At 38.9% G+C, this 15,282-nt stretch carries 23 protein-coding genes and 2 pseudogenes; 1 reads left to right on the forward strand and 24 read right to left on the reverse strand.

What is annotated here, in order from left to right:
* Positions 1 to 224: 224 nt before the first annotated feature.
* On the forward strand, positions 225 to 1,622 hold the full coding sequence (chiP, locus tag PSE83_RS07545; RefSeq protein ID WP_004256290.1) for a chitoporin ChiP: 1,398 nt from the start codon (positions 225 to 227) through the stop codon (positions 1,620 to 1,622).
* Between the two features lie 175 nt (positions 1,623 to 1,797).
* On the opposite strand, the gene PSE83_RS07550 is transcribed toward chiP, so the two are convergent.
* From PSE83_RS07550 to PSE83_RS07660, 24 genes and pseudogenes are all read right to left on the reverse strand, one after another.
* Positions 1,798 to 2,331 (reverse strand): bactofilin family protein, encoded by a 534-nt coding sequence (locus PSE83_RS07550; protein WP_226616972.1) that lies wholly within the window; start codon positions 2,329 to 2,331, stop codon positions 1,798 to 1,800.
* A 636-nt stretch (positions 2,332 to 2,967) separates the two neighbouring features.
* Complete coding sequence (fur, locus tag PSE83_RS07555) at positions 2,968 to 3,417, reverse strand: ferric iron uptake transcriptional regulator (protein WP_004256285.1); 450 nt, start codon at positions 3,415 to 3,417, stop codon at positions 2,968 to 2,970.
* A 269-nt stretch (positions 3,418 to 3,686) separates the two neighbouring features.
* On the reverse strand, positions 3,687 to 4,214 hold the full coding sequence (gene fldA / locus PSE83_RS07560) for a flavodoxin FldA (protein WP_004256261.1): 528 nt from the start codon (positions 4,212 to 4,214) through the stop codon (positions 3,687 to 3,689).
* Positions 4,215 to 4,368: 154 nt separating this feature from the next.
* Positions 4,369 to 4,662 carry a LexA regulated protein gene (gene ybfE / locus PSE83_RS07565; protein ID WP_004256256.1) on the reverse strand — a complete coding sequence of 98 codons (294 nt, stop codon included), beginning with the start codon at positions 4,660 to 4,662 and terminating at the stop codon, positions 4,369 to 4,371.
* 169 nt (positions 4,663 to 4,831) lie between these two features.
* A pseudogene (locus PSE83_RS07570) lies at positions 4,832 to 5,053 on the reverse strand (type I secretion system permease/ATPase); the annotation flags it as partial.
* A 42-nt stretch (positions 5,054 to 5,095) separates the two neighbouring features.
* Positions 5,096 to 6,142, reverse strand: coding sequence for a tyrosine-type recombinase/integrase (locus PSE83_RS07575; RefSeq protein WP_221078522.1), 1,047 nt, complete (start codon positions 6,140 to 6,142; stop codon positions 5,096 to 5,098).
* Positions 6,143 to 6,586: 444 nt separating this feature from the next.
* Positions 6,587 to 6,847, reverse strand: a complete 261-nt coding sequence (locus PSE83_RS07580; RefSeq protein ID WP_228677207.1) for a hypothetical protein — start codon at positions 6,845 to 6,847, stop codon at positions 6,587 to 6,589.
* On the reverse strand, positions 6,837 to 7,106 hold the full coding sequence (locus tag PSE83_RS07585) for a hypothetical protein (protein WP_228677206.1): 270 nt from the start codon (positions 7,104 to 7,106) through the stop codon (positions 6,837 to 6,839). Before PSE83_RS07585 ends, PSE83_RS07580 begins: the two co-directional genes overlap by 11 nt.
* A gap of 10 nt (positions 7,107 to 7,116) precedes the next feature.
* Positions 7,117 to 7,290: a DUF7167 family protein gene (locus tag PSE83_RS07590; RefSeq protein WP_228677205.1), complete on the reverse strand. Its 174-nt coding sequence runs from the start codon at positions 7,288 to 7,290 to the stop codon at positions 7,117 to 7,119.
* 421 nt (positions 7,291 to 7,711) lie between these two features.
* On the reverse strand, positions 7,712 to 8,566 hold the full coding sequence (locus tag PSE83_RS07595) for a hypothetical protein (RefSeq protein ID WP_272660761.1): 855 nt from the start codon (positions 8,564 to 8,566) through the stop codon (positions 7,712 to 7,714).
* Positions 8,567 to 8,587: 21 nt separating this feature from the next.
* Positions 8,588 to 9,145: a single-stranded DNA-binding protein gene (locus PSE83_RS07600; protein ID WP_272660762.1), complete on the reverse strand. Its 558-nt coding sequence runs from the start codon at positions 9,143 to 9,145 to the stop codon at positions 8,588 to 8,590.
* Complete coding sequence (locus PSE83_RS07605; RefSeq protein WP_136134465.1) at positions 9,145 to 9,720, reverse strand: ERF family protein; 576 nt, start codon at positions 9,718 to 9,720, stop codon at positions 9,145 to 9,147. Before PSE83_RS07605 ends, PSE83_RS07600 begins: the two co-directional genes overlap by 1 nt.
* Positions 9,713 to 10,396, reverse strand: coding sequence for an exodeoxyribonuclease X (gene exoX, locus PSE83_RS07610; protein WP_272660763.1), 684 nt, complete (start codon positions 10,394 to 10,396; stop codon positions 9,713 to 9,715). Before exoX ends, PSE83_RS07605 begins: the two co-directional genes overlap by 8 nt.
* The gene (locus tag PSE83_RS07615; RefSeq protein ID WP_272660764.1) at positions 10,386 to 10,739 is read right to left on the reverse strand and encodes a hypothetical protein; all 354 of its coding nucleotides are present in this window, start codon (positions 10,737 to 10,739) and stop codon (positions 10,386 to 10,388) included. Before PSE83_RS07615 ends, exoX begins: the two co-directional genes overlap by 11 nt.
* A 141-nt stretch (positions 10,740 to 10,880) precedes the next feature.
* A pseudogene (locus PSE83_RS07620) lies at positions 10,881 to 11,355 on the reverse strand (class I SAM-dependent methyltransferase).
* A 10-nt stretch (positions 11,356 to 11,365) separates the two neighbouring features.
* On the reverse strand, positions 11,366 to 11,542 hold the full coding sequence (locus tag PSE83_RS07625) for a hypothetical protein (protein WP_175442554.1): 177 nt from the start codon (positions 11,540 to 11,542) through the stop codon (positions 11,366 to 11,368).
* Positions 11,484 to 11,666, reverse strand: coding sequence for a host cell division inhibitory peptide Kil (kil, locus tag PSE83_RS20415; protein ID WP_081335996.1), 183 nt, complete (start codon positions 11,664 to 11,666; stop codon positions 11,484 to 11,486). The genes PSE83_RS07625 and kil overlap by 59 nt, the downstream gene beginning before the upstream one ends.
* Before the next feature lie 108 nt (positions 11,667 to 11,774).
* Positions 11,775 to 12,023, reverse strand: a complete 249-nt coding sequence (locus PSE83_RS07630; protein WP_070929109.1) for a hypothetical protein — start codon at positions 12,021 to 12,023, stop codon at positions 11,775 to 11,777.
* A 3-nt stretch (positions 12,024 to 12,026) separates the two neighbouring features.
* Complete coding sequence (locus PSE83_RS07635) at positions 12,027 to 12,242, reverse strand: hypothetical protein (protein WP_196555481.1); 216 nt, start codon at positions 12,240 to 12,242, stop codon at positions 12,027 to 12,029.
* Positions 12,243 to 12,259: 17 nt separating this feature from the next.
* Positions 12,260 to 12,802 (reverse strand): hypothetical protein, encoded by a 543-nt coding sequence (locus PSE83_RS07640; RefSeq protein ID WP_272660765.1) that lies wholly within the window; start codon positions 12,800 to 12,802, stop codon positions 12,260 to 12,262.
* 32 nt (positions 12,803 to 12,834) lie between these two features.
* The gene (locus PSE83_RS07645) at positions 12,835 to 13,011 is read right to left on the reverse strand and encodes a hypothetical protein (protein ID WP_272660766.1); all 177 of its coding nucleotides are present in this window, start codon (positions 13,009 to 13,011) and stop codon (positions 12,835 to 12,837) included.
* Between the two features lie 33 nt (positions 13,012 to 13,044).
* Positions 13,045 to 13,740, reverse strand: coding sequence for a hypothetical protein (locus PSE83_RS07650; RefSeq protein WP_272660767.1), 696 nt, complete (start codon positions 13,738 to 13,740; stop codon positions 13,045 to 13,047).
* A gap of 273 nt (positions 13,741 to 14,013) precedes the next feature.
* A complete protein-coding gene (locus PSE83_RS07655) occupies positions 14,014 to 14,271 on the reverse strand; it encodes a hypothetical protein (RefSeq protein ID WP_238563923.1) in 258 nt (85 codons plus the stop codon).
* 1 nt (position 14,272) lies between these two features.
* Complete coding sequence (locus PSE83_RS07660; RefSeq protein WP_272660768.1) at positions 14,273 to 14,581, reverse strand: transcriptional antitermination N peptide; 309 nt, start codon at positions 14,579 to 14,581, stop codon at positions 14,273 to 14,275.
* Positions 14,582 to 15,282 lie beyond the last annotated feature (701 nt).

Raw genomic sequence — 15,282 nt, forward strand, 5'->3', positions numbered from 1 at the left:
TAGCAAGGTCATCACTGGTGATAATGGCAATTAATTAAAATTAATGTGTCGTTGATCATATTTTGGCAACAAAGCCTGTATCTGTGTTGATAATTCGCGTTGCAAAAAATAGGCTAAATACATCGCAAGAGGCATAACTCATTGTGAATATTTAGATTTAAATGGAAAGTTAAATCGTATTTCGGCCGAAAAATAAAATTAAAAAATATTAGAGGAATACAAGAATGGTTAATAAAAATGTCAATACTGGCAGGAAATTGCTCGTCTTAAAAATCGCAATAGCGATGCTACCTATTGGTTACCAGCCAATCATGCATGCGGAGCAATTTCTTGAAGATTCAAAACTTACTGGTGGCCTTTACTACTGGCAACGAGATCGTTCACGTAAAGATTTAGACCCTAATAGTGATAAATATAAAAAGTATGCGGATAATCTTAAACACTCAACGTTTAATGCCAGCCTAGATTTCTCATCCGGCTATTTTCAGGACATTATTGGGCTTGATTTAGCGGGTTTTACAGCTATTGAGCTATCGAACAGTGGGCCTGCTGCACCAAATGAAATCGGTTTTAGTGACGCAAAATCACGTTGGGATGAAAAATGGACAGGGGATCGTAGTGGTGTGACTTTTTATAAAGCGGCTGCAAAATTGAAATATGGCCCTTTCTGGGGGAGAGGCGGCTATATTCAACCAACGGGGCAAACGCTATTAGCATCCCATTGGAGTTATATGCCTGGAACATACCGTGGATTAGAGGTGGGCGGGGTGTTTGATTTTGAGCAAAATGGTGAACTCAGCATGTCCTATATGTGGACCGACCGCTATAAAGCACCTTGGTACCGCAGTATGTATGATTTTCGTGAAGCGGATGGTAAAACTGGGATCAGCTATTTACAATCAATTGGTTTCAAATATGACTTTAAAAACAACTTAGTTCTTGAAGGGGCATATGGGCAAGCAAAAAGTTATATGGACCAATATTTTGCCAAGGTTTCCTATGCAGTTCCTGTTGTAGACCGTGATTTACGTATGTCTTATCAATTTTATGGAGCAAAAGACAAGGTTTCAGACGGCGGAGTTAATGATGTTTATGACGGTTTAGCTTGGTTGCAAGCGATGACATTAGGTTACACCTACGATGAATTTGATTTTAAATTAGAGGGAACCTATGTAAAAGCTAAAGGTAATCAAGGTTATTTCCTACAGCGTATGACCCCTGGTTGGGCAACATCAAATGGCCGCATGGATATCTGGTGGGATGGCCGTTCAGACTGGAATGCTAATAATGAAAAAGCCGTTATGGCTGGTGTTATGTATGATTTAAAAAATTGGGATTTAGCAGGATGGAAAGTCGGAACCTCATATATTTATGGTTGGGATGCTAAACCAAGTACGAATAGCCAATATGCTCAAGATGTACGCTTAAAAGAAAGTGCATGGAACTTTGATATTTTATATACCGTGCAGTCAGGTAGAGCAAAAGATACGCTATTTAAGCTACATTTTACCAAATATGATAATCATACAGATATTCCGAGTTATGGTGGTGGTTATGGAAATATTTTCCAAGATGAAAAAGATATTAAGTTTATGGTAATGATGCCATTTACTGTATTCTAGAGTAGAAAATATTTTAGTAACAAATGACTGCTATAGGGGAACTATGGCAGTCATTTGCCTAGATAGGAAAGAGGTTTGCTATATATTTTAATATTAATGAGATGTTTTAATGGGTGTAAATACTGATATAAAAATTGAAAATAAGGTGGGTATATTCACCTTATTTTTATGGTGACTACAAAGAAGCGTTATTTACACTTTCATTGGGTATGATAGCGTCTTGTTTTAACTTATCTTTTAATATGGTAACTTTTTCCGATTGATGAGGAGGATTTTTAATTTGAGCATGGCCAGATAAAACCCCACCCTTTTTAATCGATAAGCTACTGTAATGGATAGTACCGTGGATTTCGCCATTATTTTCAATACAAATAGTATCAGATAAGCACTCACCTTCAATACGCCCATTAACTACCAGCTCTTTACAGGTAATATTTCCCGTGACTTGGCCGTTTAACATGACTTTAACAGTATTATCTTTTCCTGTTATATTTCCAATGACTTTTCCATAGATATGTACTTGCTCATTAGAGGTAATATTCCCTTCAAAAATAACGTCCCTAGAGATAACCGTATTCGATTTTTCTTCACTAATAGTAGGCGTTGATAGTGTAATTTGTTCTTCTATCTTTGCAGTCACTTCAGGCTCATTACTTATAGAAGGGGACGTCGATGTAGGCGTGGGCTTGTTTTGTCTTTTGGTGAACATTTTACTTACCTTTTTTTGATTGAAGTATAAGATCAAGAATAGCACTGATAATACGAACGAAAATAAGGTGATAGATAAATAGCTAAAAAACCACCCTATTAAAGTAAGAAACCAGAAGAAAAAACTTGTGTTGAGAAAAAGATATGTTTTTTTCATCAGATAATCTCTTACAAATTACTAAAATACGTAATTAGTTTAGTCAATAAATGTAATTGTGCATTTAAAGTGTATTTTAACTTTATGGCTACATTTGAATCATCAACTTTCTAAATTATAGTTAAAATAATAGAAAGGAAATAAAATAATTTTTATATAGTATGAAAAATTAGAAAACATCTATAATGTTATTTATATACCACTTTGATATATAAGTATAATTCTAGATGATAGAATATATTCATCAGTGAAATAATATAAGGGTTTTGATTTGAATTGCAACTATTATAGTTTCTAGGAAAATTTTTTATTAACTAAAAATTGTAGTGATAAATAGTTAAATTTAAGTTATTCATCATAAATTATCACTAATTGAGTGAAAAAAATATGGATATTTAAAATAAAAAACCCTGATAAAGTTTATTATCAGGGTTTTGGTATTTTTAACCATTACGTTTTATCAGCGATGGTTGAATACTATTACTCTTTTGCTTCGTGTGCGTCAGCATTATCACGGCAATCACCATCTGCGCAATGACCATATAGATATAAACTATGGTTAGATAGTTTAATGCCATGGCGAGCAGCGATATTTTTTTGGCGAGTTTCAATGGATTCGTCAGTAAACTCAATCACTTTTCCACAATCTAAACAGATTAAATGATCATGGTGATGTTGCTGAGTTAACTCGAATACAGATTTACCACCCTCGAAGTTGTGACGGGTTACGATACCTGCATCATCAAATTGGTTTAACACGCGGTATACGGTTGCTAACCCGATCTCTTCGCCCATATCGATCAGCTTTTTATAGAGATCTTCCGCACTGACGTGGTGGCACTCAGGCTCTTGAAGTACTTCCAAAATTTTTAATCTTGGAAGAGTGACTTTGAGTCCAGCATTTTTCAATGCTTTGTTGTTGTCTGTCATGCGGGTTTGTCCTGTATCTTAAATCATAAATTTAACAATAATGAGACATTTTTAACATCAATACAGTTGTCTTCTAAACTGATTTACAATTATAGGCATGGAAAATAAAAATAGAAACCATGCATTGTCTCATTATTTTGATAATCTCTTGAGAACCTATCCTATTAGGATACCTTATCGGTTATTTTAGATTACGCCACTGGCTTAAGTGATTCATTTTGTACAAGACAGTGGTGCAATCTATGGGTAAGGTTTCTTTATATGACCTATTAGCCTAAAATTTCAGCTAAAGACATTTCTTCAGAGATTTGTTTTACCCATGCATCAACACGTTCATCAGTTAGCTCAGGTTGACGATCTTCATCAATAGCTAAACCAATAAAGTGGTTGTCATCTGCCATACCTTTGGATACTTCAAAGTGATAACCTTCTGTTGGCCAATGACCAACAATAACAGCACCACGAGGCTCAATAATATCGCGGATCGTACCCATAGCATCACAGAAATATTCAGCGTAGTCTTCCTGGTCTCCACAACCAAATAAGGCGACAAGTTTACCTTCGAAATCAATTTCTTCGAGAGTAGGGAAGAAATCATCCCAATCACATTGAGCTTCACCATAATACCAAGTTGGAATACCGAGAAGTAGAATATCAAAAGCTTCAATATCTTCTTTACTGCATTTTGCGATATCGTGAACTTCTGCTACATCTTTGCCCAATCTTTCTTGGATCATTTTGGCAATATTTTCTGTGTTACCTGTGTCACTTCCGAAGAAAATGCCTATGACTGCCATAAAGTGATTAACCTCTTGTTTTTCTAAGAGGACTAGAGGTGAAAATTCGCCTTCTAGAGCCCATTTAGAACGAAAATAGATAGAATATTACGCCTTATTCTGGCGAAAAAATGATGCTAAGTCTGTCAAATTTGTGTGATTTATCAAGATAACGTTATTTGAGTATTGATGTGTTAACATGCTCAAGTTGTGACATCAAAATTTCTTCGATCAATTCACTACGGCTTATATTTTTATCTTCAGCTAACTGATTCAATATCACGACAGCTTCTTCGTTCAGTTTCAATTCAACTCTACGCAATCCTTTCACTTTATCTCGTTTCAGTTGGTTGCGTTTGTTGATCCTCAGTTGTTCATCCCGTGATAGCGGGCTTGTTTTAGGTCGCCCAGGCCTTCGTTCCTCAGCGAACAAATCTAGTGTAGTCCGATCCGTTTGTTCTTTTGCCATGTCTATAACTGCTAAAAGGGTGTGCCAGTAATTCAGCGCGCCATGATACCCTAGCTAATCCCCTTGTGCTATAGCTTCATCTACGATGATTTGGTTTAATCGGTTGTAAAATGAGCGCTTTTAGTAAAAAAGCACCACTTGCTATAGGTGTGATGCTTTTTTATCCGTGTTATTGCGTTTGTTGGCGCCATAAATTGGCGTATAAGCCATTTGATTTGAGCAAGTTTTCGTGTGTATCCATTTCGTGTACTTCTCCTTGGCAAATAACACATATCCTATCAGCATGCATAATCGTGTTGAGTCGGTGAGCAATACTAATGACTGTTCTTCCTTGCGTAATTAAAGGCATATTTTCCATAATGGCAGCTTCTGACTCGTAATCCAAAGTTGAAGCGATTTTGAATTCCGGATGTGAAAAATTAACTGTTATACATCAGCCAGTTAAAAGTGTTAGATGTGGCTTTTGACTGGTTTCATTCTTCGACTGTGTCGAAATTGTGACATGCTCGCTATATTTGGTTAAATGTTGACCGCTAAAGTGCGCGTACTTCTGGACCATCTCCAAGGTCTCCCATCCTCCCATTTCTTTTAACACCATGAGTGGAGTTCCACTTTGTGCGTGCCAACTTGCCCAAGTGTGTCTGAGGTCGTGAAAAGTGAAATCAGTTATACCAGAATCAGATAATGCCTTTTCATAGCATTCTCGATAATGATTTCTTCTTTTCTTCCCATTGTTTGAAAATACATAGTCTCCATCTTTTTCAATTCCCTTTAAAATCTCAATGGCTACATCATTTAATGGAACAGGTCTAGCGCGTCCTGATTTTGCGTTATCAGCTGTAACGTGCGCAATTTTTCTAACTAAATCTACGCTTTTCCACTTAAGTGATAATATTTCCCCTTTCCGCATTCCTGTTAAAATAGCAATGGAAACAAAATCTCTCATCCACTTAACCTTGATGTTGGAAAGCAGAAGTTCAGCCTCCCACTTCTCTAACCATCGAACCCTAACTGTTGGCTCCTTCATTCTTGGGATGTACGATGACTTTAATATCCATCCCATCTTGTGAGCCAAAGAGAAAGCACGCATAATAAACGAGCGATATCTATTTTGCGTTGCGTTGGATAGCTTCCTCTTTGTCTTTGGGTTATACAGTGGTAATGAGCTGGCTATTTCATCGCTCGTTATAGTCGATATTTTTCTACCCCTAAATATTTGCTGAAAGTAATCCGCATAGGCAAGTTTCGTTTGGTATGTTGATTGCCCTTCAGCGTCTTTTAAGGTGAGTAACATCATTTCTTCAAATGACTTATCTGGCGTTTTATCTAGCTTCTCCATCTGCCATAGGTCATGTTTTAACTTGTCATGATACTCTTGGGCTTTGACTTTATCCTCCGTGCCAGCAGGTTTTCTAATTCTTTCTCCGCTTGGTGCTGTAACGTCAACCCAGTATTTCTTACCTCTTTTGTAGATCGGCATGTTTTCCTCCCACTACCGACTACAGCCAGCCGATAGACATTATTGTCGTTAAACTGCGCCTGTTCAAACTTTTTTAGGCTTTCCTTGTTTGCTCTCCATGAGCTACCGACCCTGAACATGTAATATTTAGCAGGGTTGCGGTATACCGTTGAAGATGACAGTCGGATCATCGATGCGTATTCTTTTATGGTATAAAGAGAGTCATCCACTGTTAATCTCCTTATCTATCGTCATAACATAGTGATTAAGCCACATATTAGGTGTGTAATGATTTAATTTCGCTCATCTTAAAACTTCTCCGCATATTATCTCAACATCCCTCACTTGCATTATCTGCACTGCACGGCTCTCGCATTCTTGCTGTGTGTATATTTGCTCAGATACAGGAACAACAGAACCCTGTATTAGCATGAGTAATACATATCCGATTATTTGCATGGTTATTTAATCTAATTTATAGAGTGGGATTACTTTATTATATTGTTGCTTGGATGATGTTATTGCATCGCAATTTTCTGATAATGAATTTAATCCATCTTGTGATATATAACCAATGGGTTTATTTCTACTTAAACCTTTAAAATGATAAATAAGCAATTCAGCTTCCCATTTCATTATTTCAATATTAACCTTAGATGAGTCGCTATTATTTAATGCCAACTGAATTTCAGCAGCTATTACTAATAAATCATCGCTAACTTTCATTTTTTATTTTCACTCCATTGCTGATTAATGCCTGATTAACTAAATCTTCGTCATAACACCAAGTTTCATTTGCAATAAATGGCTCTGGCAATTCAACCTCCAAACTCTCGCGTGATGCTTGCCAACTAATCCACATTAAATCTATGCCAACGTCAGCGTAATTTAATCCGTTGTTAGACGTATCAAGATTGTTGTTTGGCTCAGGTTCACTCATGTGAAACTTAACAAACTCTTCAAATTGCTGCCTTGATTTATCCATCACTGCACCTTTATTCCTCTGGCTGTACCCAATAATCAATTAGTGACTCTATTGCTTCACTAATAATTACACCTTGCTCAGATTCAGTTAATTGGTTCCATTCATCTTCGGTCATTCCTAAACCTGTTTCAGAGTCAGAGCCAACCTTATTTGTCCTTGCAACTAAAACCATTTGCTTACTCATATTAATTCCTCTTATTGCATCTATTTAATCGATATGATTAAAATAATTCATCATTGTTTTTAATTTATGACCTATAGTTAATTTGAACTTTCTAATTATTTTTGTAGTCCTCGCCGATGCTTCCTGTGTCGGCATTTTTTTATTCATTGCATCCATTTAATCGCTAGGATTAAAACGTTTCATGGCAAACACTTATTTACCTTCTACACTTAACCCCGAAAGAGTAGTAACAAGCTGTGCAACTTTCGCCGACCTCCCTGTGTCGGCATTTTTTTATCTACTTCCTTGCTAAATTCCATGCCTTAACTATTCTTAAATTGCTTACACAGATAAATTATAAGTTTCATTCCTGCACGTCCCCTTGCCGTCCTCTCTGTGGCGGCTTTTTTATTCATTGCATCCTTGCAAATATATCCTTTGGTTACTGTAATAAGCAGAGTTGGCATTGACCTTCTGCAATATCCAACTGGCCTTGCTCATACTCTTCGATTTTTTGGTTGATTGTTTTCCTGCGACACATTCCCTTTGTCGTTGAATCGGGTCGGAGTTCGTGGCGAATATAGTTATTTTCCATTGCTATGATTCGACCAAAATCACTTGGATAGGTATCTCGTAGCATGACTAACTCAGAGCCAGTCAAATGAGGGCAGCAAATGCATGAAGATTTACCGGGGTAATACAAGCCGACTTCTTCAACTGCGAGAGACTCCTTTTCACCAATATTCCAATCTACAAGAGGGAAAACTTGCGTCCATTTATGCTCTGGTTTCCATTTATCTGCACGCTGTGGCTCATCGGCATTAATACCAATAACACGTAAAATACTCCCAGTGTGTGAATCAAGCAGCTCTCCTTTACCCTTAACTCCCCATGCTTTATGGCATTCTGGATGATTATTGAAATACTTATCAGCCGTCTCAACTTTAAAGCGAAGTGAGCATGATTTACTGCCAAATGCGGCGGCTGGCAGAGTGTTGTTTTTCTCTGCGCTCTCAATAACACTAAGCGGATTTCCATCCTTGTCCCACTTTCGTAGGACGACGACTTTTGACCATTTTTTCTCATTACACCAACTTCTTAGCCAGCCAATGAAATGGTAGGTGTGTTCGAATTCAGAGCCTGTATCACAAAACACTATTTCGTCAGGCTCGTAACCTCGCTTGTACATTTCAGCAATGAGCATTGCCGTATCATCACCCATTCCAGCCATTACGACACGGAATGAGGTAGCAAACCATGCCTTATCAAAGGATGGTCTCTCGTTAAATAAAACCATGGTTATTACCTAATTGGTTGGTTAAATCACATAAATAGCGTGGCGTGGGTAGGGGAGCCCGATAGGAGCGAAGGGAATATCGTCATCGAAATCCATTGGTGGCTCATTATTTTGTGGTGCTGGCGCTTGTGAGCGTGCAGGTGCAGCACCGCCACCACTGAATTGTTGTGCAGCTTGCGGCTGTTGAGGTTGACCCCAACCGCCTTGGCCTTGAGGTGGCGCATCACTGCCACGACCGCCTAACATCTGCATAGAGCCGCCGATATTTACGACCACTTCTGTTGTGTATCGATCTTGACCGCTTTGGTCTTGCCATTTACGCGTTTGCAAAGAACCTTCGACGTATATCTGGCTTCCTTTTTTCAGGTATTCGCCTGCAACTTCAGCTAACTTTCCGAAGATGCACACTCGATGCCACTCAGTTTTCTCGCGCATTTCACCAGTTTGCTTATCACGCCACGATTCCGATGTGGCTAGTGTGAGATTTGCTACTGCGCCACCATTTGGCATGTACCGAATTTCAGGGTCTTGGCCTAAGTGACCAATGAGAATTACCTTACACACTCCACGACTAGCCATTACGCGGCCTCCAATTCTGATTTTCTAATGTCATAAACTTCTTTAGCTTTCGCTTGCTCTGGCGTGTTATCTAGCAACTTCCATGTTTTGCCAAATTCAGCTTTTAACGTTTTTATATTGCTAATATTCATAGCGTTTCCTGTGAACTCAGATAGGACAACATCAGGTTTGAAGTTTTTTTCCTGTTGCTTATGTTCATTGCTATCTGCATCTTTTGAATCATCAATAGCGAACAATCCATTTAAGCAATACTTACGAGCATATGAGCTTGTGGCCCCTGTTACCTGAGCGTCATCCATTCCTTTTTTTGACATCGGCTCTCTTGCTAAAGCTGATACGCTATGTGAATTCTCTCCATCCGTGAGAGTTGCGGTTGATTTAACGTAAATGCGATCACCGACAGCAATAACATCATCAGTGATACTTAACACCAAGCCATCAAGTAATGGTTTAACTGACTCTAAAATCCCTTCGCAACTCCTGTATGCGTAGTTCCCGAATGAGTTATTTAGGTTTTTTGGTGCTTTTAGGTTCTGTTGTATAGCTGCTATTTTCTGGAAGAATTCTTTACTCATATTTCTTCTCCATCCAATAATTAATACTAAACTCAACATCAGGGTCTAAATCAGGTTGGCCTAGCAGCCAAGTTAAATACCCTGCGTTTTCTTTCTTTACTTCGGTAAATGTGATCCCTTTGTACTTACCGAAACGCAACTTGCTTAATAGTGATGGCTGATTAGTTATTTCTAACATCTCCGTATCTGACCACCCTGAATCAACCTTGATCCGTTTAAATAATGACGCTGTAACAATGCAGTCATATAGTGCTCTGTGAGCGTGTAACCCCTCGGGCACATGAACATCCAGTTTCAGTGCGTAGCGTAAGTATTGATTGCTGTGGCTTTCTAGCTCAGGCCATAAGCGGCGCGCTAGCTTCAATGTGCAGATAAAAGGCGCGTCCATTTCTGGCATCATTCTCTTATCGAACTCTGCGTTATGTGCAACCAGATAATCAGCACCTATGTAATTAGCGATAACTTCATCAATAATCGGCGAGTTAACTACCATATCATCGGTGATGTGGTGAATAGCCATTGCACTTATTGAAATTGGTTTCTGAGGGTTTACAAAGTGGGATTGCTGCGAGTTATAATCAATTTCCGTGTCGTTTAAATCGATACTTGCTATTTCAACTATTCCGCTATCAAAATCACAGGTTTCAGTATCGATTGTTCTATATTTAGTCACCAACCTTCCTACCTCCCATTGGTAATTCTGGAATATTTAAATAAGGGTCAAAGTTATCTTTGAATAAATGCCTTGCGTATCGCTCCAAGTCAGCCTGTTTTCGTTGCGCTTTAATGTGTTCAGGTAGGGGAGGGTAGAATTGAGACATTTCTAAGTTTTGACTTTTAACTAGTGCGGCATGAGCTAATTCTAGTGTTGAAATCCTTTCAACTGGTTGAATTTCATTGCCCGTTAAGTCACGTACTCTTCGCCTTTCAATATCTTCATCAATCATTGATAAAGCATATTTCAGGGCAGCATCCTTGCTTTTATGACTGGGGAATGCAGGTATTAAATACTTACCCATATTCACCTCTCATCCACCTACTAGGCGTTGATTGAGGCCGAATACCAAGGCTTTCCATGTGATAGTATTCAGCCTCTTCCTCGCGCTCCCTGCGTCGTCTTTCGGCATCCTGCCTTTGTTTGAGTTCATGCTCTGAAATTCTCATGCTGCGTCCTTAATGAATAATATCCAGTGAGTTTTGTCGTTCTTGCCAACTCGCTGAACTATTGTTGGTTTATAGTCAGTAAGGGATAACACTTGCTTTGTTGGGATTTGAGTTTCGTTCCATTTGAAGGAATGGTGTTCCGTTTGGCCGCAGCACTCGAAATGCCTCACTAAATCCTTTCGCTAAATCCTCTTTCCAAGATTCTTTATTTAATCGGCCGTACTTTTTAAACATCCAACCGTTGTGGCCAGCGCGAATTAAGTGAGGCGGGTCGAATAGAACTTGATGGAATGAGTTATCAGGGAAGGGTAGGTTTTTAAAATCAGCGATAATATCTGGTGTTATATTTAGCTTCCTGCCATCACATAGAATGTGTTTTTCTACCCTTATATCGCTGTAAATTGCTCTGTTGTCTTGCCTGTCAAACCAAAACATGCGACTGCCGCAGCACATATCCAGAATAGGGCGCATGGTTATCTCCTTACGTGAATGCGTACGCTCCACGAGCATCAACCTGACGTAAAATGCGATTTGTCTTTTCGCATTGCTGTTTAAATTTCCAATCAGCAAATAACAATTCGACTTGTTGCTCAGTCATTTCAGACTCTCGAAGTAGGGTGAATATCTGCTGTTTTGCGTGTTTCTGCTTTGCGTTCATGCTGTACTCCGTATGCTGTTTTTAATGTTTCGTTTGCTTCGCTCCATCCGTTCTCATCCTTGAGATACCGGGCAATTCCAGCTTTGCTTTGGGCTACACGTAGTTTGTATTTATCAATATTCATGCTTACCTCTGGATGTGCGAAACCTGCGCTAATCTTGCGATAGCGATTGTTATTTAGGTTCTGGTGTTGGTGCGGTGAGTTACTGCTGACCGAGGGCTTTAGCGATTGCTACTGCCTGACTAATGTAATTCCTAGTTTTTTCAGAAGAATGTCCACATCGACACTAGCAGAAGTATTTTCTAATTCATTAATGTTGAGGCATTCCATCAGAGCTTCTATTTCTTCCTCAGTCAGCATGTCGTCGTTATAATCACGAAAGCCAGCTTCTATTAACTTGCCGCCAAATATTTCCATGTTGAAGCTTATAGGCGGTTCCTTGCCATCTTCATACTCAACTACGAATGTCATTTTTCCCATATATCACCCCCTAGCCTTTAACATTGCATCTGCCATGCGGTAGTAGAATTTAGCGCGTTTTATTAAGCATTCATCATCTACATCATTTGGGAAATGACCGAGTTCTGCGCTTTGTGAAGCTAAGTCGCCTTGCATAGCCGCGTTGGCGAAATAATCTCTGATAGTCGCATCACTCGCCATTTCTACGCGAATCGATGCATATTCGTATTGTTCTGTCATACTCCCTCCGTTATTAACTAAATACGCATTGGCATAATCAATACCGATACTGGCTTGTATGGGTTGAATATGTCGCAAATGATAGCGTCTTGACCTGTTTTGAATTGAAGTTCGATAGCTGGCATTTTAGGGTTAACATACTTTGCTATCTTCTGTAATTTGGCGAGAAATGAAACGTTAATACCTATTTTGAATGGTAAGTTTTCTTTCATTTTTCTTGTTTTTTCGATTAGTTTATCGATGTGTGGGAAGCGCCCGTCGATAACACTACACATTGAAACACCGATTAATATGTTTTCATCTGAAAACAGCCTAACAATTCCGTCATCAGTATCGAAAATTGCATAATCGAATTGCTTAGTTGGTAATTTTCCGACTGACAAAATAACTTCATTTTCAATTTCGTTATCGTGTTCGCCGTATGCCAGCATATGACCATCTGTGCCAGCCACTTTACCGTTGGGAAGAAAGCAGATGCCGCAAATGTAGTAGCGAATATCTCTTATTGCCATGCACTCCATAACAGCGAGTAGAGTGCCTCTATCTATTTTTAACTCCATCTCTATCTCCTGCGCTTTAACTAAACGCGACGTTAGTTATAGTGAATGCCTAGCTTTTTCATTTCTTCGTTTAAATCTTTGATTTGGTTTTCAGGTAAGCTAGCTATCATATGAAGAGCGCAAGCAACTGTATCTCCGTCCATTTCAACTACTTTGGTATCAGTCCAGTATTTAACTTTTGCCTTCCATTCTTTTTTTGCTCTTGCCATCTCTATCTCCTATCTATTAATCAACTCACCGACCTAACTTTCTAGGCTTTCGTCATATTCCCAGTTTTCGTTATATCCATATTCGCGAGGATTACTGTCTGGATGATTTAATTTAAATGCGAATTCTGTCCATTTACGCTTTTCTTCATCGGTCTGCTCATTCCATGATGGCGCTATGCTTTCGACGATTATTTCGCCATTTTTGATTGTGTAGTAACCACAATTACTGCCAGTATCTTCATCGGCATAATTAACTGTGATTTCTTCATTTGGGAATTTCTGAGAGAGCGATTTTAATGCAGGGAAGGGGTGAGCCCATGCGGTTTCAAATGAGACTTTATTATCTGATTCTTTTGAGGAATTATAAGCTCCCCATTTTGTTCCCCATACATTTCTAGCGAAGTCCATGCTATGGTAAAAACCGTGTTTACGCTTATTTCTCATCATGCAGACAAACTGTTCAAAGCTTTCATCTGTCATGTTTAAAGCGTTAACTTCACTTCTATTTAATGCTTCTAGAGTTGCAAAGAAATGGCTTTCACTTAACTTTTCTTTGCACATAAGTTTTGCAGCGTTTTCAGCGTCACCATAAAATCCGCTTGCGCCATTGATACTTAAATCATCTGGCATTGGGTTAATTACTTTAAAGTCTACAATCCCATCGTTATTAAGCATCGCGTTAATGACTGCTGGGTTAGCTTCAACAATGTTTGTTACATGATTTGGCATGTGAAATTCCTTTTGATGATTTAATCAACGTGCTGTAACACTTCCATCACTCATAATCGGCTTGCGTAGCCGTGGTTGCTTGCGTGTGTCGCATTTCTGCGAACGTTTCTAATCTTTGCTAGCTGTGCATCAGTAGCATCTTTGTGATACTTGCTGATGTGCATAACTGGTAATCGCGGGTCAAATGTCCTTAGACACAACGGACAGGTAACTTTCGTTTTCATATCCCACCCATCTAAATTTAGGTAATAAAAAACCCCGCATTTGCGAGGTTTATCTTTTCTTCCCTAGTGAGGGTAATCCGCCTTGCATTGGTGGCGAACCGTTGTGTTTATTTATGCTTTTTAGCAGGTAATGCTTGTTCTTTATTGGCTTTTCGCTACCTAGAACCTTACGTTTGGCGTCTCTAATTCTTATCAGCTCGCTATCACTTGCATTCGCGTGGTACTTATCAATGTGATATTTAGGATTCATTGGATTGAAAAGCTTTTTGCATACAGGGCATTCAATTCTCATTGGTGCATCCGACATATTAAGCTCTCGCTGTTACCTCTCCAGATTCCAACAGCGTACCAGATTTTCTATATTTAGCTGAGTAAATACTAGAATTTGGTAAGCAGGTGTTATCTGCTGAGTCATAAACTTTAGTGCTACGAATTGAAATTGCTTTCTCAACTCGGTTAACCTTTGCTGTCTCAATAGTTGGTAATAGTGAATTTAATTTCAATTCAATCTCCTGCCTTGCCATAGCTTCAGCTTTTCTTCTTGCGTGACGTCTATTTGCTGATGAACCACGTAAAAACTCAGGCTTGCGTGATTTTTTCACTGTGATAGTTGCCATATATCCTCCAAACAATCGGCTTTAGTGAGCGCAGGGAATCGAAACCCTATATTATTTCTGCTTATACATGGATTAATTCCCATGTCGGGGCGGGGCTCTCTGGTGTGAGTGAACACCCTGCGCTCATTAAAACCTTCTGAGAAGGTTGTCGCTTTGTCAGCGACTCCATTCTGATAGCTAAACTAAATAGCTATCAACGTTGTTAAAGAACTAGGCGTATATTTCATGTTGCTTGCCTTCGATGTGGTAATAATATGCATTTTGCGCAAATGCGTCAAGCGCATATTTGCAAATAAATATATGCGCAGACAGCGTTCTTCACGCATATTCATGATTTTATTTACAAATTAATTTTATTTATTTTCTTGATAGGTGAGGAAAATCACACAGACGGGGAATTGCGGGCACAAAAAAGCCCTCGCTGGGAGGGCTGGGAGATTATTTATTTTTTAGTTCTGACAGGAAAAGACCAGCACTTATAGCCATAGGCGTGAGCATCTAACACTTTTCTCTCGGAATCAGGTGTTCCTGCCTTTGCTCTTGTCTTTCTATATCTGCATTTACACCAACGGTATCCTGCAGGTAATTCAGGGGTACTAATAGTTTTTAATTCCATTTTTACATCTCACCTCAGGCGGACGCTTCCCTGAGGACTTGATTTAATGTCGGAGATCCACTATTGTACTTGTGTGTTAAGTAAG

This window comes from Providencia sp. PROV150 (assembly GCF_028481025.1).
Lineage (GTDB): Bacteria > Pseudomonadota > Gammaproteobacteria > Enterobacterales > Enterobacteriaceae > Providencia > Providencia hangzhouensis.